This is a genomic window from Haemophilus parainfluenzae (assembly GCF_036288925.1).
In the GTDB taxonomy this organism is placed as follows: domain Bacteria; phylum Pseudomonadota; class Gammaproteobacteria; order Enterobacterales; family Pasteurellaceae; genus Haemophilus_D.
Genome location: NZ_CP127167.1, coordinates 1,830,980 through 1,848,911 on the forward strand (window position 1 = coordinate 1,830,980; position 17,932 = coordinate 1,848,911).

The window sequence follows — 17,932 nt, forward strand, 5'->3', positions numbered from 1 at the left end:
ATCAGGGATGTATTGTACGAAACTTTCACTTTTTTTCAATAAAGGAAACATAATGAAAACTTTTAAAATCATATTGGGCATGCTGATTTTTAGTCTATTTACGCCAACCGTTCAAGCCACCCCTTTTAGTATTAATGAACAAGAAATGAATCATTATTTGAATAAAACAGTAACTATTAATGATAGTCTTCGTATTCCAGGCTTATTTTCTGTTGATTATTCTCTGAAAGATTTAATAACACGTATCGGCCAAAATAATGATAGTCGTGTAGAAATGAGTGGTTTAGCTGATATGTTTATTCGCTTATCTGATAAAACTTATGTAGCAAAATTGCATCTAACTTTTGATGCCATTCCAGAATATAACCCACAAGAAGGCGCTCTGTATTTAAAACAACTACGGATTTTGCGCTGGTCAGGTGAACCTAATAATGTGATGGAGCAACTACAAAGTGTGATGCCATTATTAAGCAGAGGGATCGCCACCTTACTCGGCGAGATACCTGTTTACACCTTAGATGAAACAGATATGAAACAAATGATTATAAAAAAATTTGCTCGAGATATTAAGGTAGAAAAAGGGCATATTGACTTAATTGGTGGGATATTTTAACAATCGTAATAAGGGCGTTCAAAAACGCCCTTAACTATAACTCAATCACAGCCCGTAAACCTTGGATTTTACCTTGGTATTCAATATTTTCTAAATAAAAACGATAGTGATGCAATTCTGCAATTCTTGCAACAATCGATAGTCCTAATCCACTTCCTTTTTCATTTTGTCCTGCTGGTCGATAAAAACGTTGGCCTAATTTCGCTAACTCTTCAGGTTCAACGCCTCCACCATTATCTTCGATTAATATTTTGGTTCGTTGCAAAATGACTCGAACTTCTGTTCCTTTGGGGCAATATTTAATAGCATTATCAAGTAAATTGCGTAACATTTGTGACAATAAGAGTGGTTGCCCCTGTTTAATCGGAGGCGAATGCTGATAATCAAAGCTCAAATCAATTTGATGATTCAAGGCATTAAAATATAATTCGCTAACCAATGAAGTAATAATTTCTGACCAATCAATTAGAGCTTGCTCATCTAATTCATTAAGATTATCCAAGCGAGAAAGTGTAAGGAGCTGTTCAATTAATTGATTAGCACGATCGATGCCTTGAGTTAAATGTATTAATGCTATTTCACGAGTTTTTGTATCATCACCAGCTAATTGGGCAACTTCTGTTTGAATACGCAATGCAGCCAATGGACTACGCAATTCATGAGCCGCATCGGAAACAAAACGTCGCTCTCGTTCCAACTGCTCACTGGTACGTGTGAAAAATTGATTTAAGTTTTGGACTAACGGTAGAATCTCTGTTGGCACATCATCAGTTTCTAATAACGACACATCACCTGGTCGGCGAGCTTGTATGTTTCGACTCAATCGATTAATTGGTTTTAATGCACGATAAATCACAATAAACGCAACCAATAATAATACTGGTAATCCTGCAAACCAAATCCCTGTTTGGCTGAAGACCATTTTATTGACCAACTCTTCGCGGTATTCTAATTCTTGTCCCACCGCAATGACAAGTTCGCCTTTACCGACAGGTTGCCAATAAATCAGCCATTCATCGTCGTCATCTAAAATATGTTCTTTGCTAAAACCCGTTTTATTTTGAAAAATAAATTTGTCGCCATTATCGCCATCGGTTAATAGTCTTTCGCCTTTGTTAGAAAATATAGCAAAAGCTAGAGCGTCATTATCGTAATGACGTTTCTGCGGTTTAAATCCACCACGTGGAAAATTCGCATTTTCGTCCAACAATACATTTTTTAAATCAGATGTTGCCAAACGCTCAGCAAAAAGCACTTGTTGTGCATTAAACACATCTTTAGCTTCTTTTTTGACGATCGTCCATGCAACAGCTGTGGCAATGCACCACACGCAAAGTGCGGTCAAACTTAAACCGATTAAGAGACGAAAACTCAGTCGTTTATTTTTCATTAACTTGTCCTAAAGCATAGCCTACGCCATGTACAGTACGAATAAATTGTTTACCCAGTTTTTGACGCAAATTATAAATATGCACATCCAATGCACCACTACTTAATTCTTCATCCCAATTTGACAATTTTTCTTCAATGGTTGTTCGTGAAAGTACCCTCTCCTTATTTAGCATGAAAAGCTCAAGCAATTTATATTCACGCCCGGTTAATGTAATTTCATCCTCATTCAACCAAGCCTTATGTTGAGCAGGATCGAGTTTGACATTACCATGCTCAATTTGTGGTTTAACTTGCCCATAACGACGACGAATCAATGCCTGTAATCGCACCACCACCTCAGCCAAGGCAAAGGGTTTGCAAAGATAATCATCCGCACCTTGTTGAATGCCTTTAATGCGTTCATCCAACGTATCACGTGCAGTTAAGATCAATACAGGCACATCTTGATTATTTGAACGCCATTGTTTTAATACATCCAACCCATCTAACTTAGGCAGAGTCAAATCCAACACTACCGCATCATAAGGTGCACCGATTAAGGCATTTAATCCAGTTTGACCATCGGTAAACCAGTCCACGACAAAACCAGATTTTGACAAACCAATTTGTAACCCATTACCGATTAACGGATCGTCTTCTACTAATAAAACTCGCATAATATTGACCGCACTTTTATCTTTCTCAAAACGAAAAAATGGCGGGCTTTTGCCCACCACTTTAAATTATATTGAGTTATTGCGCTTTTTCAACGCTAATGACTTCAAGCTCTGCTTTATCAAAAGCTTCATTATCTAATTTACCGTAAACGCGAATTTTATCCTGAGGGCCTACATTTAAGCCATTCCAAACACGGTTTTTAATTTCTAATTTGATTTGGCCAGTACCATCAGTGAAAAGATATTCATCACCATCAACTTGTTGAGTGATTTTACCAACTAAGCTAATCATTGAGTCATCTTTCGCAGATAATGCTTGTTTAACAGTCAGTTGTTGACCTTGGTTACCACCTTGGAAGCCACCTTGTGCAGTGTTGCCATTAAAACCAGCAAATGCAGCTGAAGTAGATAAAGCTAAAAGGGTTGCTAAAGCAAATTTTTTCATCATGTTCTCCTAAATAGAATTAAGCATAAATTAATCATGTTTCAAAGCGAAGGATTATCCTCATTGCCGCCTTGTTGATGCTTATTAAACACAACAAATCTTAATAAAATCTTAAGCAACCTTAAGATTTTTAAATTTTTTTAAAATCACCAACAAAATCGCTCATTCACCCAGTTATCTTGGCGTTCTTTTTCCCATTTTGCTTTATTTTCAGGATTAGCAAAATAGCGTTCTTGCTCAACTAAACGCGCATCAAGTTTTGCTTCAGCTTCTTTTAATGCTTGTTTTCTATCTGGATGCTTGCTCGGTAATTGAGGTAAAAATACAGTCTGATACGGGTGATTTTTCGCCCAGTCAATGGCATCTTGCGCCGCCTTGTGTTGTTTGTTCAAATCACAGAACGCATACGGATTAACATGCTGTCCCACTAATTGCCCAAATGCTGTGTTATTCGATACTGTTAATTTATCTAAATCCAACACATATAACGCGGTGATTAAACGGTTTTGCCCACGATAAAACCATTTTACCGCTTCATCACGTAAGCCAAAATCATAAGCACGAGCAGAAAGTGCAAACATTGTCATCGGAGAAACAAAATCCACTTTTTTCTCAATAATATTGACCGCACTTTCAAAATCTTTTTGTGTATTTTTCAGCAATAACACATCAATATCTTTGTTAACATTAATCTGTTCAAGTCGTCCATCTCTGGCATCGTAATAAGGCTTTACATACATATCAATATGCTTAACCGGCTCTTTTGAAATGGAGCTACAAGCCGTTAATAAAAGTGCGGTTGAAATCCACGTTAATTTTAGAAAGGTTCGCATGTTCTTCCCTTATGATGACTATTAGCTCGCTATATTACAACAAAAGAGCCGTGAGTTTTACTTCTCTTTCTTCTATAATGAGCAAAATTTTGTTTTATTTTGTTTCATGAAAATCTATCTTATTCAGCGCCAAATCACCTTAAATTTCGATAACCAAACTTCTCTGCTTAACTTTTTAGAACAACATCAAATTTACCATGAATATCAATGTCGTTCAGGTTATTGTGGTTCTTGCCGCGTGAAGATCAAAAAAGGTAAGGTATCTTACGCCGATGCGCCCCTTGCCTTTATTCAACCGGATGAGATTCTACTGTGTTGTTGTCGGGTGGAAAGTGATTTAGAAATAGAATTATAAATTATTCAAATCCAACACATCAGTCATATCAAACAATCCGTGAGATTGTTTTTCTAGCCATTTACCTGCACGCACTGCGCCATTAGCAAAGGTCATACGGCTTGATGCTTTGTGAGCAATTTCAACGCGCTCACCAATATCCGCAAACCAGACACTATGTTCACCCACGACATCAGAGGCACGAATGGTAGAGAAACCAATTTCATCACGTTTACGTTCGCCTGTAATGCCTTCGCGACAAAATACGCCATGTGTTTTCAAATCACGTCCAAGAATTTTCGCAATGTGTTCGCCCATGGAAAGCGCGGTACCTGATGGGGCATCCACTTTGTGGCGGTGATGTGCCTCAATGATTTCGATATCGCAATAATCACCCATCACTTTGGCGGCTTTTTCTAATAATTTAAACACCAAATTCACCCCCACACTGAAGTTGGATGCAAATACAATGGCAATTTTTTCTGATGCAGCTTGAATTGCGGCTTTGCCTGCATCATCAAACCCCGTGGTACCAATCACCATTTTTTTGTTATGAGCGACACAAAATGCGATATGCTCAAGCGTGCCTTCCAGACGCGTGAAATCAATTAGTAAATCAAAGTTATCTTTTTCTGCATTTAAATCATCTGATACTTTGATACCTAATGCACCAATACCCGCTAGTTCACCCGCATCTGCGCCAACTAAAGAAGAACCTTTACGCTCAAAAGCAGCACCTAATTCTGCCCCTTCTGCATTATGTACGGCTTGAATTAATTGACGTCCCATTCTTCCGCCTGCGCCAGCGATCGCAATTTTTAATGTCATATTTTGTCCTTTTTTTATCAAATTAAAGCGTGTTGAACGCTACTATAAATTAAATAGATTCCGAAGAAAATAAAAATCAGCCCTGCTGCATTATCAATATAGCGACTATATTGGCTATAAAACTGTTTTGCAACAGAACGCGAGAAAAGCACTGAAATGATGTAGAAATATAAAAAGGTTTCGACGGTAATCACGGCAAGTGCGGTCAAAATTTGTGATGTTTCGGTAATATTTACTAAAACCAATGACATCACACTGCTGAAATAAATCACCACTTTAGCATTAGACAAATTGACCAATAAGCCTTTCATAATGCTTTTTAAAATCGATTGATTTGGCACATTTGCATTCTGTTTTTCATCAAAAACCGCATTGGTTTTCACTTTTGCCATTTTAATGCCGAGATAAACTAAATACGATCCGCCAAGCATCATCACAATGCCTTGAATAATTGGCATCGTGGTAAAAATAATCGCGAGTCCTAAAACGGCAGCCGTTGCCCAAATTAATACGCCTATGGTAATTCCAATCACGCCACTAATAGCTTCTCGACGAGATCTCATGGCAGAAATTCGGCTGACATAGAAAAAATCTGGACCAGGCGAAAGTAAACCAACAAGATGAATAATCATTAAATTTAGCATGGCAAGCCTACAATACGTAATATCACAATCACGATAACAGCATAGATTGCTGCTAAAACATCATCCACCATAATCCCAAAACCACTTTCCAGTTTTTGGTCAAAATAACGGATGGGATAAGGTTTTAAGATATCGAAGAAACGGAACAGTACAAAGGCAATAACAATCCAAGGCAAGGATAAAGTTGGAATTGCAGCTAGCACAATAAATACCCCAACAAATTCATCCCAAACAATGGAACCGTGATCATGAACGCCCATATCATCTGCGGTTTTTTGACATAGATAACAGCCAAGCGCAAAGCAAAGTGCGGTCAAAATTAAGAAGATTTTTAGTCCTACACAAGCTAATAATGCGGAGCCTAAAATCGTTCCAACTAAACTTCCCCATGTACCCGGTGCTGGACGAATTAATCCAGAACCAAAACCTAATGCAAGTAAATGAACTGGATTTTTTAAGCTAACTCTATCAAGTGGTGAACTATTCATTATTTATCCTTAAAATGATCGAAACCAGACGACGCTTGATAATTGATGACACGTCCATCTTTTAAAAAAGTAATCTGATTGTTATTTTGCGGAACAATTTTTCCGATACAGGTACAAGGTACATTCAACGCTTGAGATAACTTCTCAATCTCAGATTTTTTATTTGCGGGAATCGTAAAGCAAAGCTCATAATCTTCCCCACCACTTAATGCAAACGCTTCTGCTTTTTCTAAGCGATATGTTTTTTTGAGTGATGTAGATAAAGGTAAGAAGGATAAATCAATCTCCGCAGAACATTGGCTTCTCGTTAAAATATGTCCTAAATCAGCGACAAGACCATCTGAAATATCAATGCATGAATGCGCTACATCCACTAAGGCTTGACCTAATTCAACGCGTGGCGTTGGATGAAAATGACGTTTTACTAAAAATTCACTATCAAAATCGACCGCACTTTTACCTTGTAAGATCCAATTTAAACCCGCCGCGCTATCACCTAACGTGCCCGATACATAAATTAAATCGCCAACCTTCGCATTATGTCGGAATAATGCCTTTCCTTTTGGTACAACCCCTTGTGCCGTAATGGTGACAGAAAGTGGGCCTTTTGTTGTATCGCCACCAATTAACGTCACATCATATTGATTTAATGTATCAAACAGACTTTGACTAAATTGGCTTAGCCAGTTTTCATCAACTTCAGATAATGTCAGTGCAAGAGAAATCCAAGCAGGTTTAGCGCCCATAGCAGCTAAATCACTTAGATTTGTCGCGATAGCTTTATAGGCTAAATCTTGGGGGAAAATAGAAGATAAAAAATGCGTACCCTCGACCATTGTATCGGTGGTGATCGCAAGCTGATAGCCTTCTGGAATATGAGTGATCGCACAATCATCCCCAATACTGAAATCAACAAAGTGTTGATTGCCTTTTTGTATTGAGAAATATAGTCCTATAAGATCAAATTCACCTGTACTCATTTTATCTGCACACCAAAAAACAAAGGGCAGACATTTGTCTACCCTACATTTGAATAATTATTTGCGACCTAATGCAGGAGCGACTTTATCCAATACACCGTTAATGTACTTATGGCTTTCATCTGCACCAAACACTTTCGCCACTTCAATTGCCTCATTAATCGCCACTTTATACGGTACATCTGGCTCAAATTGAAGTTCGTAAACCGCTAAACGTAAAATCGCTTTTTCAATAGGATCTAATTCATCCAATGCGCGATCTAAATAATGGCTCATTGAAAAATCAACAGCTTCTACATTCGCAACAGTTTGACGGAAAAGGCGGCTAAAATAAGGTTTATCCACACCTTTTAAATCTTGATCTATAACGAAAGTGAGTTCCACTTGTTCTGGTGCGTTACCAGACAGCGCCCAAGAATATAATGCTTGAACCGCACATTCTCTCGCTCTACGACGTGGTGATACTTTTTTTACAGGTTCTTTTTTCTCTGTCATTTGAATTATGCCGCATCAATTTGTTGTAAAAGGTTCACCATTTCAAGTGCAGTTAATGCTGCTTCTGCACCTTTGTTACCTGCTTTAGTACCTGCACGCTCGATAGCTTGTTCAATATTTTCAGTGGTTAAAACACCGAATGCTACTGGGATTTCAGCTTGCATTGCTACTTGACCTAAACCGCTGCTTGCTTCGCCAGCCACATATTCAAAGTGAGCTGTACCACCACGGATTACTGTACCCAATGCTACAATCGCATCAAATTTTTTGCTTTCAGCTAAACGACGTGCTACTAATGGAAGTTCATACGCACCTGGTGCTCGAACGATTGTAATATTCTCATCTTTCACTTGGCCGATACGTTTTAATGCATCTACCGCACCTTCTAATAAACTTTCATTAATAAAACTGTTAAAACGAGCAATCACCACTGCGATTTTAGCATTTGGCGCAGCTACCGCACCTTCTAAAACTTTCATACTTTTTCCTAATCTGAATGAACAATAAATTTGACGGTGGATTTTAGCATAAAAAGAAACCCTGTGGAAATAATCCGACAGGGTTTTCTATGAGTGGAAAAGAACTTACTTCTCGAGTTTTAACGGCTCAATTTTCCAAATATTTTTCGCATATTCAAGAATCGTACGGTCTGATGAGAAGAAGCCCATATTCACCATATTTTGAATGGTACTTGCAATCCATACATCACGATCTTGATATTTTTTATCTACCGCTTTTTGCGCTTCCATATAACTGCGAAAATCAGCAAAGGATTGATAATAATCGTGGTATTGTAAACCTTGAATGAGAGAGTGATAACGGTTCGGTTCTTCTGGTGAGAAATAACCACGAATGATTTGATCAATGACTTCACGTAACTGCTCGTCATTTTGATAATAATCAAACGGACGATAACCTTCGCGACGTAATGCTTCAACTTGTTCAACCGTATTACCAAAGATAAAGATATGATCCTTACCAACGTTATCTAAAATCTCAACGTTCGCACCATCAAGTGTACCCAATGTTAACGCACCATTTAAGGCAAATTTCATGTTACTGGTACCTGATGCTTCTGTTCCTGCAAGAGAGATTTGCTCAGAAATATCTGATGCTGGAATGATTAATTGTGCAAGACTCACGCTGTAGTTCGGGATAAATACAACTTTTAAACGACCTTTTAAGCGCTCATCGTTATTGATGACATTCGCGACATCGTTAATTAAACGAATGGTTTGCTTTGCCGCATAGTAAGCCGAAGCCGCTTTACCCGCTAAAATAAATACGCGTGGCTGCCAATCTTTTTCTGTGTGTGCCAACATTTCGTTATAACGAGCAATAATGTGTAACACATTAAGCATTTGACGTTTGTATTCGTGAATACGTTTTACTTGAACGTCAAATAATGCATGCGGATCTAAATCGATGTTAAGTGTTTTCTTCACATATTCTGCTAATTTCACTTTGTTATCGTATTTGATATCTGCGACAGCACGCTTAAATTCACCTTTATCTGCAAACGCTTTAAGTTTTTCAATTTGGCTTAAATCGCAACGCCATTCAGAACCAATATATTGATCAAATAAAGCCGCTAATTTCGGATTTGCTACCGCAAGCCAACGACGTGGTGTAATACCGTTTGTCACATTGGTGAAACGTTCTGGATAGATACGCGCAAAATCAGCAAAGGTTGATGTCACCATAAGATCTGAGTGAATTGCCGCAACACCGTTCACTTTATGAGAACCTACAACAGACAACCATCCCATGCGTACTTTACGTTGATATCCTTCTTCGATAAGTGAAACACGACGGATAAAGTCCATATCGGTGGTAACATAAGTTTTTACATACTCAAGGAAATGATCATTGATTTCAAAAATCATTTGTAAGTGACGAGGCAAGATTTTCGCCATCATTTCTACCGGCCAGGTTTCTAATGCTTCTGACATTAAAGTATGGCAAGTGTAAGAGAAAATGCGACGAGTCTTATCCCAAGCATGTTGCCATGAGTAACCGTGTAAATCGATTAAAATACGCATTAACTCAGGAATGGCTAATGCAGGATGGGTATCATTCAAGTGAATCGCCACTTTATCAGCAAGATTATCCAATGTACCATGGGTTCTTAAATGACGACGGAGAATATCTTGTAAAGACGCTGATACTAAGAAGTACTCTTGACGTAAACGCAACTCACGGCCATTCCAAGTAGAATCATCCGGATAAAGGACACGAGAAAGGTTTTGGTTAGCTGAACGCGTTGCAACTGCTGCTAAGTGATCACCACGGTTAAACTCGGCTAAATCAAACACCTCACCACCATGAGCAGACCATAAACGCAACGTTGATGCTGAATCATTTTTATAGCCAGGAATCATTTGGTCGTATGCAAGTGCGGTCACTTTTTCAGCCGGATTCCAAATACATTTTTTGCCTTCAAAATAAATATGACCACCAAAATCAATACTGAAACGTTTTGATGGACGCATAAATTCCCAAGGTGCGCCTTTTTCTAACCAATCATCAGGGCGCTCAACTTGTTGGCCATTTTCAATTTTTTGACGGAACATACCGTATTCATAGCGAATACCGTACCCCATTGCTGGAATCGCTAACGTTGCCAGTGAGTCCATAAAACAAGCAGCAAGACGACCTAAACCACCATTACCTAAACCAGGATCCACTTCTTTTTCAATAATCTCTTCTAAATCAACATTTAATTCAGCCAAGGCTTTTTGTGCCACATCATAAATGCCTTCTGCGATCATAGCATTAGAAAGTGTACGGCCGATTAAAAATTCCATAGAAAGATAATAAACACGGCGAGTTTCTTCTGCACGAGATTGGCGTGCAGTCGTAATCCAACCTTCTGTCACTAAATCACGCACCGCATGGAGAGTTGCATTGAGCCAGTCACGTTGACTCGCCTCTTTTGGTGAACGACCAATTAAGAAAATTAATTTATAAACAATTGCTTTTTTCACGCCTTCAATATCAAGACTTGGTCGATTGTAGAGAAATGGCGAATCAAAATTATCCATGATCATAGAAAGTAAAACCTCAATAAAAAATCGCACAAATTTTAAGCTTTTTTATGAAAAAAACAACAAAAATTCCCCCTTCAAAGGCGATTATTTCGAAGAGAGAGTCAATCTATTGAATTATGCATTTAAAATGCCTAAATAGAGCTGCTCATATTGAGTGGCTGCATTTTTCCAACTAAAATCCTGTGCCATGGCATTATTACGAATCCTCGCCCAAACACGTTGTTTTTGCCACAAGGCAAAGGCATGCTGAATTGCACTTCGTAAATCATCAGCTTCGGCTTTCTGGAATACAAAACCTGTTGCGGTACTCGCTTCAATGGTTTCACTTGTACAGTTTGTGACTGTATCCGCTAATCCTCCTGTCGCACGAACAAGCGGCAATGTGCCATATTGCAATCCATACAATTGAGTTAATCCACAAGGCTCAAAACGGCTTGGTACTAAAATCACATCACCGCCTGCAACCATTAAATGTGAAAGTGCTTCGTCATAACCAATTTTTACTGCGATATTTTCTGGGTAACGTTGTGCTAATTGACAAATTCCCTCTTCCAAATGTTTAGCACCAGAACCGAGAATCGCTAATTGACCACCTTGTTTCACAATTTCATCCGCTGTCGCAATCAATAAATCCACGCCTTTTTGTTCCGTTAAGCGAGTCACCATCACAAATAAGAGTGCATCTGGCTGTTGTGGTAAATTGAAATAAGCTTGTAAATCAGCTTTATTTTTCTTCTTGCCCGCAATGGATTTCAATTTGTAGTGATGCTGAATATAAGCATCACAACTTGGATGCCAAATTTCTTGATCTACGCCATTTAAAATCCCTACCAACTTGCCAGCTTCACGTAAACCCGTTAATAAGCCTTGCAAGCCATAAGCAAAATCTGGTGTGGTAATTTCTTTCGCATAAGTAGGACTAACGGCTGTCACCATATCAGAATAATAAAGCCCCGCTTTCAAATAGGAGATTTGACCAAATAACTCTAAACCATTAACATGAAACATCCCTTCTGGTAAGCCAATTTCATGTAAATGGTGATGTGCGAATTGCCCTTGATAAGCAAGATTGTGAATCGTAAATACTGATTTTGCAGGACGACCTTTATTAAAGAGATAAGCTGCTGCTAAACCTGCATGCCAATCATGGGCATGAACTACTTCTGCTCGCCACCAACTGTCTAAGCCTGTCGCAAGCTCAGCCCCCACCCAGCCTAATAAAGCAAAGCGCTTATAGTTATCGGCATAATCATTGTAATCGGTATCATGATAAGGATTCCCTTCTCGCCAATAAAGATGTGGCGCATCAATTAAATAAATCCCTACGCCATTGTATTCGCCATAACGTAATACAACATGACCTGCAAAATTATCAAATTCTGTCACGACATGCGTATTCTCAATGCCCGCAGAAATTTTTGGATAAGCCGGCAATAAAATACGTGTATCAATACCAATCTCTTTTTGGGCAAAAGGTAACGCCCCTAAAACATCGGCAAGTCCGCCTGTTTTGAGTAAGGGATACAGCTCCGAGCAAACATGTAAAACTCTCATAATTTTCCTTTTATAGTTAAAATTGTGCTATCATTGATAACAGCACAATCTTTTTAATTCAATAAAATACTGTCAAAATTAACCGCACTTTAGTCCAAATGCTCTTCATTAGTGACTTCTTCACCGTGCAATCTTTTCAACATTGTCGATGTAACTAGTACAACTTTACCCGTTGAACTGACGCGGAAGCGTTTACTATCAAGGGCTTTATCCACACCGATTTCCATTCCATCTGGAATGATACAATGGCGATCAATAATACAATCTTTCAATATGCAATTTTTACCGATTTGTACTTGCGGTAATACAACACAGTGATCAACTGAAGATCCTTCATTGATTTTAATTCTGTCGAATAAAACAGAGTTACTGATTGACGCATCAGTAATCACACAACCCCCTCCAATAAGCGAGTTATCTACCGGTTTGACATTCACATTTTTATAGAAGAATTTAGATGGATAAGCTTGTACTGGATTACCACGAATTGGCCAGCTTTGATCGTAAATGTCTAATTGCGGATTTTCTGAAACCAAATCGATATTAGATTGCCAGAAGCTATCAAGCGTCCCCACATCACGCCAGTAAATTTCGCCTTCAGTGTTACGTCCAGTACAAGAACGGCTGAACGGATGCGCATAAAGCACACCTTCTTCTAAGCATTTTGGTAACACATCTTTACCAAAGTCATGTGATGTACAAGGCGTATTGACTTCTCTATCTAACATTTTGTAGAGGTATTCTGCATCAAAAACATAAATACCCATTGAGGCTAATGATGTATCTGGTTTGCCAACCATTGCTGGTGGATCTTTCGGTTTTTCAACGAAGGCTTTCACTTTAAGATTTTCGTTTACTGCCATCACACCAAATTCACTCGCTTCAGAACGTGGTACTTCAATACAACCTACTGTACATTTTGCTCCACTTCTCACGTGATCCATCAACATGACACTGTAATCTTGTTTATAAATATGGTCACCTGCAAGAATCAAAATATATTTTGGACGATAGTGATTACGGATAATCGCCATATTTTGATATACCGCATCCGCTGTACCACGGTACCATGTAGAATCATCAATTTGTTGACGAGCAGGTAGCATATCAACGAATTCACCACGCTCTTGTGGTAAGAATGACCAACCTGTTTGTAAATGGCGTAATAAAGAATGAGCGGCATATTGAGTCACGACCCCAATGCGATTAAGACCGGAGTTAATACAGTTGGAAAGCGCAAAATCAATAATGCGACGATTACCGCCAAAATATAACGCAGGTTTAGCGCGTTTATCTGTTAATTCATGTAAACGGGAACCACGACCACCAGCCAAAATAAGCACTAAAGTATCTTTAACTAATTCATATTTATTAAGATCACTTTTCATAACAAACTCCATCGTTTTCATCATCCATATGTTCCAACACTTCAAATGCTATACCGCTCACATCACATTGTTGAATCACGCTATTTTCAGTTTCGGCAATCTTTTTCCATTTACCACTTGGAAAATAAAAAGATTGCGGTTCAGTTTTTGCATTAATTAAGAAAAGATACTTGCCGTCCAACATGATTTGTAGGGCTTTGCTTTCCCGATTATGCCAATCGTCTAGGGTCATCGGGTTTCCCCCAGTATTCAACCACACGACATTTTCATCCGACCACCAAGCCTCCTGTTGCAAACTTTTAATTTTTTTTCGCAATGCAATCGTTTGCTTGGTGAAGTCAAATAAGGTTTGGTTAAAATCATCCCACTTTAACCAAGTAATTTCATTATCCTGGCAATAGGCATTGTTATTGCCATATTGGCTGTTGCCGAACTCATCTCCGGCAAGTAGCATGGGTACACCATTTGCCAGTAATAAAGAGCCTAATAAGCCTTTTTCTGATAAAATACGGTTATTTTCGACCGCACTTTGCCATTCATCTGCTAAATCCAGTTGAGAACCTTCAATTCCATGATTGTAGCTATAGTTTTCATTCCGTCCATCACGGTTCTCTTCACCGTTAGCTTCATTATATTTATGGTTATAGCTCACTAAATCTCGCAACGTAAAACCATCATGGGCTGTAATAAAGTTCAAGCTGCCATGTGGTAATCGATCTTCACGATTAAAGATATCGCTAGAGCCAGCAAAACGCTCAGCAAAGACGCCTACCTCACCACTTTGCCATAGCCAAAAACGGCACATATCATCACGGAAACGATCATTCCATTGAGAGAAATAAGCGGGGAAATACCCAACTTGATAACCGTAATGGCCTATATCCCAAGGTTCTGCAATTAATTTAATTTTTTGTAGAACGTCATCTTGTTCCATTTCCACAAACAATTTTGCATTCGGATTGAAATCAGGCGTTTCACGCCCCAACACTGTGGCTAAATCAAAACGGAAACCATCTACATGGCATTCTGTTACCCAGTAACGTAAACAATCTAATACCCATTTGCGAGTAACATCATTAGCAAGATTGAGCATATTGCCGCATCCCGTCCAGTTGAGGTAGCCTCCATGCTCGTTTTGCCAGTAATAGGTTTCATCATCAATACCACGCTGACAAAATGTAGGAAATGATTTTTCGGATTCAGCCGTATGGTTAAATACGACATCTAAAATCACTTCAATGCCCGCTTGATGCAAGGTTTTGATCATGCTCTTAAACTCATTTAAAGGCTGTTTTTGATCAGCGGCATAACTTGGTTCTAAAGCAAACATAGCTAGTGGATTGTAACCCCAATAATTACGTAATCCTTTTTCTTGCAAATGCGGTTCATCAATAAAGAAATTCACTGGAAGCAATTCAAGGCTAGTAATACCCAATGATTTAAAATACGCAATATTTTCTAGGTGTGCTAACGCTGCATAAGTACCCCGGATATTTTCTGGAATACGGGAATTTAATTGGCTAAATCCTTTGATATTCAGTTCATAAACAATGGTTTGAGCCCAAGGAATAGACGGCTTACAATCCCCTGACCAATCAAAACGTTCATCCATAATACGACCTTTAGGCGCAACTGATGCATTATCTCGTTCATCATTTAACAAGAAAATTGAGCGGGCTTCTGATGAACTCAAATCTGGTTTATGAGTGACCGCTTTCGCATAAGGATCAAGCATTAACTTTTGCGGGTTAGCTAAAGTGCGGTCATTTTTGCCAGTGATTCTGAACGCATACTCATCATTTAACTCAACTCCTTCAATTGCCACATGCCAAATATCATCGGTTCTGCTCATGGCAAAACGGCTTTCTTTGCCATCTCGGAACAAGCAAAGTTCAATAGCATCCGCCGCACTAGAAAAAAGTGCAAAATTCGAAATTTTTAGTCCATTTTCCAGCGTTTGCGAATATCCCATTGGGGAAGGTTTTCCATTGTTATAAATACTAAACATCGTGTTCTTCGCTATTGTTATGCTTTATATTTTAAATAGATTGTTGCGAGTGGCGGAATGGTCACGCTAATCGAATTATCACGTCCGTAACTGGCGATCGCTTCGCTTTTCACTGAACCGAAATTACCTACATTTGAACCTTGATAATACATTGAGTCAGTATTCAAAATTTCCTCGTATTCACCCGAGGCATTCACACCGATACGATAGCCTTCACGTGGTACTGGGGTGAAGTTGCTGATCACAATAATGCGTTCGCCATTACTACTTTTACGTTCAAAAGCAAAAACTGAATTTTCCGCATCATCTACCACTAACCAATCAAAGCCTTCCGGCTCACCGTCTAGTTCAAAGAGCGGTGCATTTTTTTGATAAATTCCGTTCAAATCTTTGACTAATTGCAATACGCCTTTATGCCATAGGCCACCATGGTTTTCGTCAAGCAAAAACCAATCCAAGCTTTCTTCATAATTCCATTCACGACCTTGAGCAAATTCATTACCCATGAATAATAATTTCTTGCCTGGATAGCCCCACATATAACCATAATAGGCACGTAAATTCGCGAATTTTTGCCATGTATCACCCGGCATTTTACCGAGTAACGAACATTTGCCGTGTACAACTTCATCGTGAGAAAGCGGTAATACAAAGTTTTCGCTGTATTGATAAATCATCCCGAAGGTCATTTTGTCGTGATGGTAACGACGATAAACTGGATCGAGTTTCATATAACTTAAGGTGTCATTCATCCAGCCCATGTTCCATTTGAAATTAAATCCAAGTCCACCATTTTCTGTCGGATGAGTTACACCACCAAAAGAAGTCGATTCTTCAGCAATCGAAATAGCGCCAGGCACCTCAGAATGAATTTTCCAATTGGTATGTTTTAAGAACTCAATCGCTTCTAAATTTTCACGCCCTCCATATTGATTCGGGATCCATTCGCCTTCAGCACGACTATAATCACGGTAAATCATCGATGCTACTGCATCTACACGGATACCGTCTAGACCAAATCGTTCAAGCCAATACAGGGCATTGCTGGATAAGAAGTTTTTCACTTCATTACGACCATAGTTGTAAATCAAAGTATTCCAGTCTTGGTGATAGCCTTCTCGTGGATCAGCATACTCATATAAGGCAGAGCCATCGTATGCTGCTAAACCATGTGTATCACTTGGGAAATGTCCAGGCACCCAGTCTAAAATGACATTAATGCCTGCTTTATGTGCTTTTTCGACTAAACGTTTAAAAGCTTCTGGCGTACCGAAACGGCTGGTTGGAGAATACAAGCCTATCGGTTGGTAGCCCCAAGAACCATCGAATGGAAATTCGGAGAGCGGTAAAAACTCAATATGAGTAAAGCCCATATGTTTGACATAAGGAATGAGTTCATCAGCAATTTGGTCATAATCAAGCCAGAAATTATTCTCTAAATTACGTCGCCATGATCCCAAATGCACTTCATAAATCGAAATAGGTTGATTACGTTGGTTCGCTTTACGACGTTGCTCCGTCATTTCGACTACATCCGGTAACATACTGATTTCTGATGCGGTATCAGGACGTAATTCCGATCTGAATGCATAAGGATCGGCTTTCAAACGAAGGTTGCCATTGCAATCAATTAATTCAAATTTATAGCGTTGACCAAGGCTAGCTTTTGGTAAGAATAATTCCCACACACCACTTGCGGGATGGAAACGCATTGGATGACGGCGACCGTCCCAATAGTTGAAATCACCGACCAACGAAACGCGTTTAGCATTTGGCGCCCATACACGGAAATTCACACCTGATACACCATCACATTCGGAGAAATGTGCACCTAATACGTCATAAGGACGTAATAATGAACCTTCTGCTAATAGCCATTGGTCTAAATCATTAATCATTGAATGGAAACGGTAAGGATCTTCAATGAGATGCACATCCGATCCCCAATACACTTTAAATTGATAAGCAAAAAAGTGGTTCACGTCTGGCACAATAGCGGAGAAAAAGCCACGTTCATCCACTCTTTCTAAAGTAACCACCATGGATTGGGTTTCTTTATCAATCACTTCCACTTTATCTGCATCTGGTAATAAAGTACGGATCTCAATACCATTGTGGGTCTCATGCATGCCTAATACAGCAAAAGGATTGGCATGTTTGCCATCAAAAAATGAATTAATTACTGATTGCGCGACTAGTTTCGTCATAACATACTCCTTTATGC

General features: G+C 39.0%; 17 protein-coding genes. 2 read left to right on the forward strand and 15 right to left on the reverse strand.

Features of this window, described 5'->3' with window-relative positions; translation table 11 throughout:
- Positions 1-52: 52 nt before the first annotated feature.
- Entirely contained in the window at positions 53-613 is a 561-nt protein-coding gene (locus QQS40_RS09280) for a YceB family lipoprotein (protein WP_049355679.1), read from the forward strand.
- Between the two features lie 34 nt (positions 614-647).
- Here the strand turns inward: QQS40_RS09280 and qseC are convergent, their stop codons facing one another.
- The 4 genes from qseC to QQS40_RS09300 all read right to left on the reverse strand — a co-directional run bounded on the left by qseC (position 648) and on the right by QQS40_RS09300 (position 3,939).
- Positions 648-2,003 (reverse strand): quorum sensing histidine kinase QseC, encoded by a 1,356-nt coding sequence (gene qseC / locus QQS40_RS09285; RefSeq protein WP_297568127.1) that lies wholly within the window; start codon positions 2,001-2,003, stop codon positions 648-650.
- On the reverse strand, positions 1,993-2,661 hold the full coding sequence (locus QQS40_RS09290) for a response regulator (RefSeq protein ID WP_289901722.1): 669 nt from the start codon (positions 2,659-2,661) through the stop codon (positions 1,993-1,995). Before QQS40_RS09290 ends, qseC begins: the two co-directional genes overlap by 11 nt.
- Positions 2,662-2,737: 76 nt before the next feature.
- The gene (locus QQS40_RS09295) at positions 2,738-3,106 is read right to left on the reverse strand and encodes a NirD/YgiW/YdeI family stress tolerance protein (protein ID WP_289901790.1); all 369 of its coding nucleotides are present in this window, start codon (positions 3,104-3,106) and stop codon (positions 2,738-2,740) included.
- A 146-nt stretch (positions 3,107-3,252) separates the two neighbouring features.
- Positions 3,253-3,939, reverse strand: coding sequence for a hypothetical protein (locus QQS40_RS09300; protein ID WP_289901721.1), 687 nt, complete (start codon positions 3,937-3,939; stop codon positions 3,253-3,255).
- Positions 3,940-4,045: 106 nt separating this feature from the next.
- Between QQS40_RS09300 and yfaE the strand changes: the two genes are divergently transcribed.
- Entirely contained in the window at positions 4,046-4,294 is a 249-nt protein-coding gene (yfaE, locus tag QQS40_RS09305) for a class I ribonucleotide reductase maintenance protein YfaE (protein WP_289901720.1), read from the forward strand.
- Here yfaE and dapB read toward each other — a convergent pair.
- The 11 genes from dapB to glgB form a co-directional block, all read right to left on the reverse strand.
- Positions 4,289-5,101 carry a 4-hydroxy-tetrahydrodipicolinate reductase gene (dapB, locus tag QQS40_RS09310; RefSeq protein ID WP_329504956.1) on the reverse strand — a complete coding sequence of 271 codons (813 nt, stop codon included), beginning with the start codon at positions 5,099-5,101 and terminating at the stop codon, positions 4,289-4,291. The two genes, yfaE and dapB, sit on opposite strands and share 6 nt — an antisense overlap.
- 17 nt (positions 5,102-5,118) lie before the next feature.
- Positions 5,119-5,745: a LysE family transporter gene (locus QQS40_RS09315; RefSeq protein ID WP_289901718.1), complete on the reverse strand. Its 627-nt coding sequence runs from the start codon at positions 5,743-5,745 to the stop codon at positions 5,119-5,121.
- Entirely contained in the window at positions 5,739-6,233 is a 495-nt protein-coding gene (locus QQS40_RS09320; protein WP_369866504.1) for a phosphatidylglycerophosphatase A family protein, read from the reverse strand. Before QQS40_RS09320 ends, QQS40_RS09315 begins: the two co-directional genes overlap by 7 nt.
- Positions 6,233-7,213 (reverse strand): thiamine-phosphate kinase, encoded by a 981-nt coding sequence (thiL, locus tag QQS40_RS09325; RefSeq protein ID WP_289901717.1) that lies wholly within the window; start codon positions 7,211-7,213, stop codon positions 6,233-6,235. Before thiL ends, QQS40_RS09320 begins: the two co-directional genes overlap by 1 nt.
- Positions 7,214-7,270: 57 nt before the next feature.
- On the reverse strand, positions 7,271-7,708 hold the full coding sequence (gene nusB / locus QQS40_RS09330; protein ID WP_289901716.1) for a transcription antitermination factor NusB: 438 nt from the start codon (positions 7,706-7,708) through the stop codon (positions 7,271-7,273).
- A gap of 5 nt (positions 7,709-7,713) precedes the next feature.
- Entirely contained in the window at positions 7,714-8,187 is a 474-nt protein-coding gene (gene ribH / locus QQS40_RS09335) for a 6,7-dimethyl-8-ribityllumazine synthase (RefSeq protein WP_005695997.1), read from the reverse strand.
- A gap of 105 nt (positions 8,188-8,292) precedes the next feature.
- Positions 8,293-10,758 (reverse strand): glycogen/starch/alpha-glucan phosphorylase, encoded by a 2,466-nt coding sequence (locus tag QQS40_RS09340; RefSeq protein ID WP_297568133.1) that lies wholly within the window; start codon positions 10,756-10,758, stop codon positions 8,293-8,295.
- Positions 10,759-10,872: 114 nt separating this feature from the next.
- Positions 10,873-12,312, reverse strand: coding sequence for a glycogen synthase GlgA (glgA, locus tag QQS40_RS09345; RefSeq protein WP_289901714.1), 1,440 nt, complete (start codon positions 12,310-12,312; stop codon positions 10,873-10,875).
- Between the two features lie 89 nt (positions 12,313-12,401).
- Complete coding sequence (glgC, locus tag QQS40_RS09350) at positions 12,402-13,700, reverse strand: glucose-1-phosphate adenylyltransferase (protein ID WP_289901713.1); 1,299 nt, start codon at positions 13,698-13,700, stop codon at positions 12,402-12,404.
- A complete protein-coding gene (gene glgX / locus QQS40_RS09355) occupies positions 13,690-15,708 on the reverse strand; it encodes a glycogen debranching protein GlgX (RefSeq protein ID WP_297568137.1) in 2,019 nt (672 codons plus the stop codon). The genes glgC and glgX overlap by 11 nt, the downstream gene beginning before the upstream one ends.
- A 17-nt stretch (positions 15,709-15,725) precedes the next feature.
- A complete protein-coding gene (glgB, locus tag QQS40_RS09360; RefSeq protein WP_289901711.1) occupies positions 15,726-17,915 on the reverse strand; it encodes a 1,4-alpha-glucan branching protein GlgB in 2,190 nt (729 codons plus the stop codon).
- Positions 17,916-17,932 lie beyond the last annotated feature (17 nt).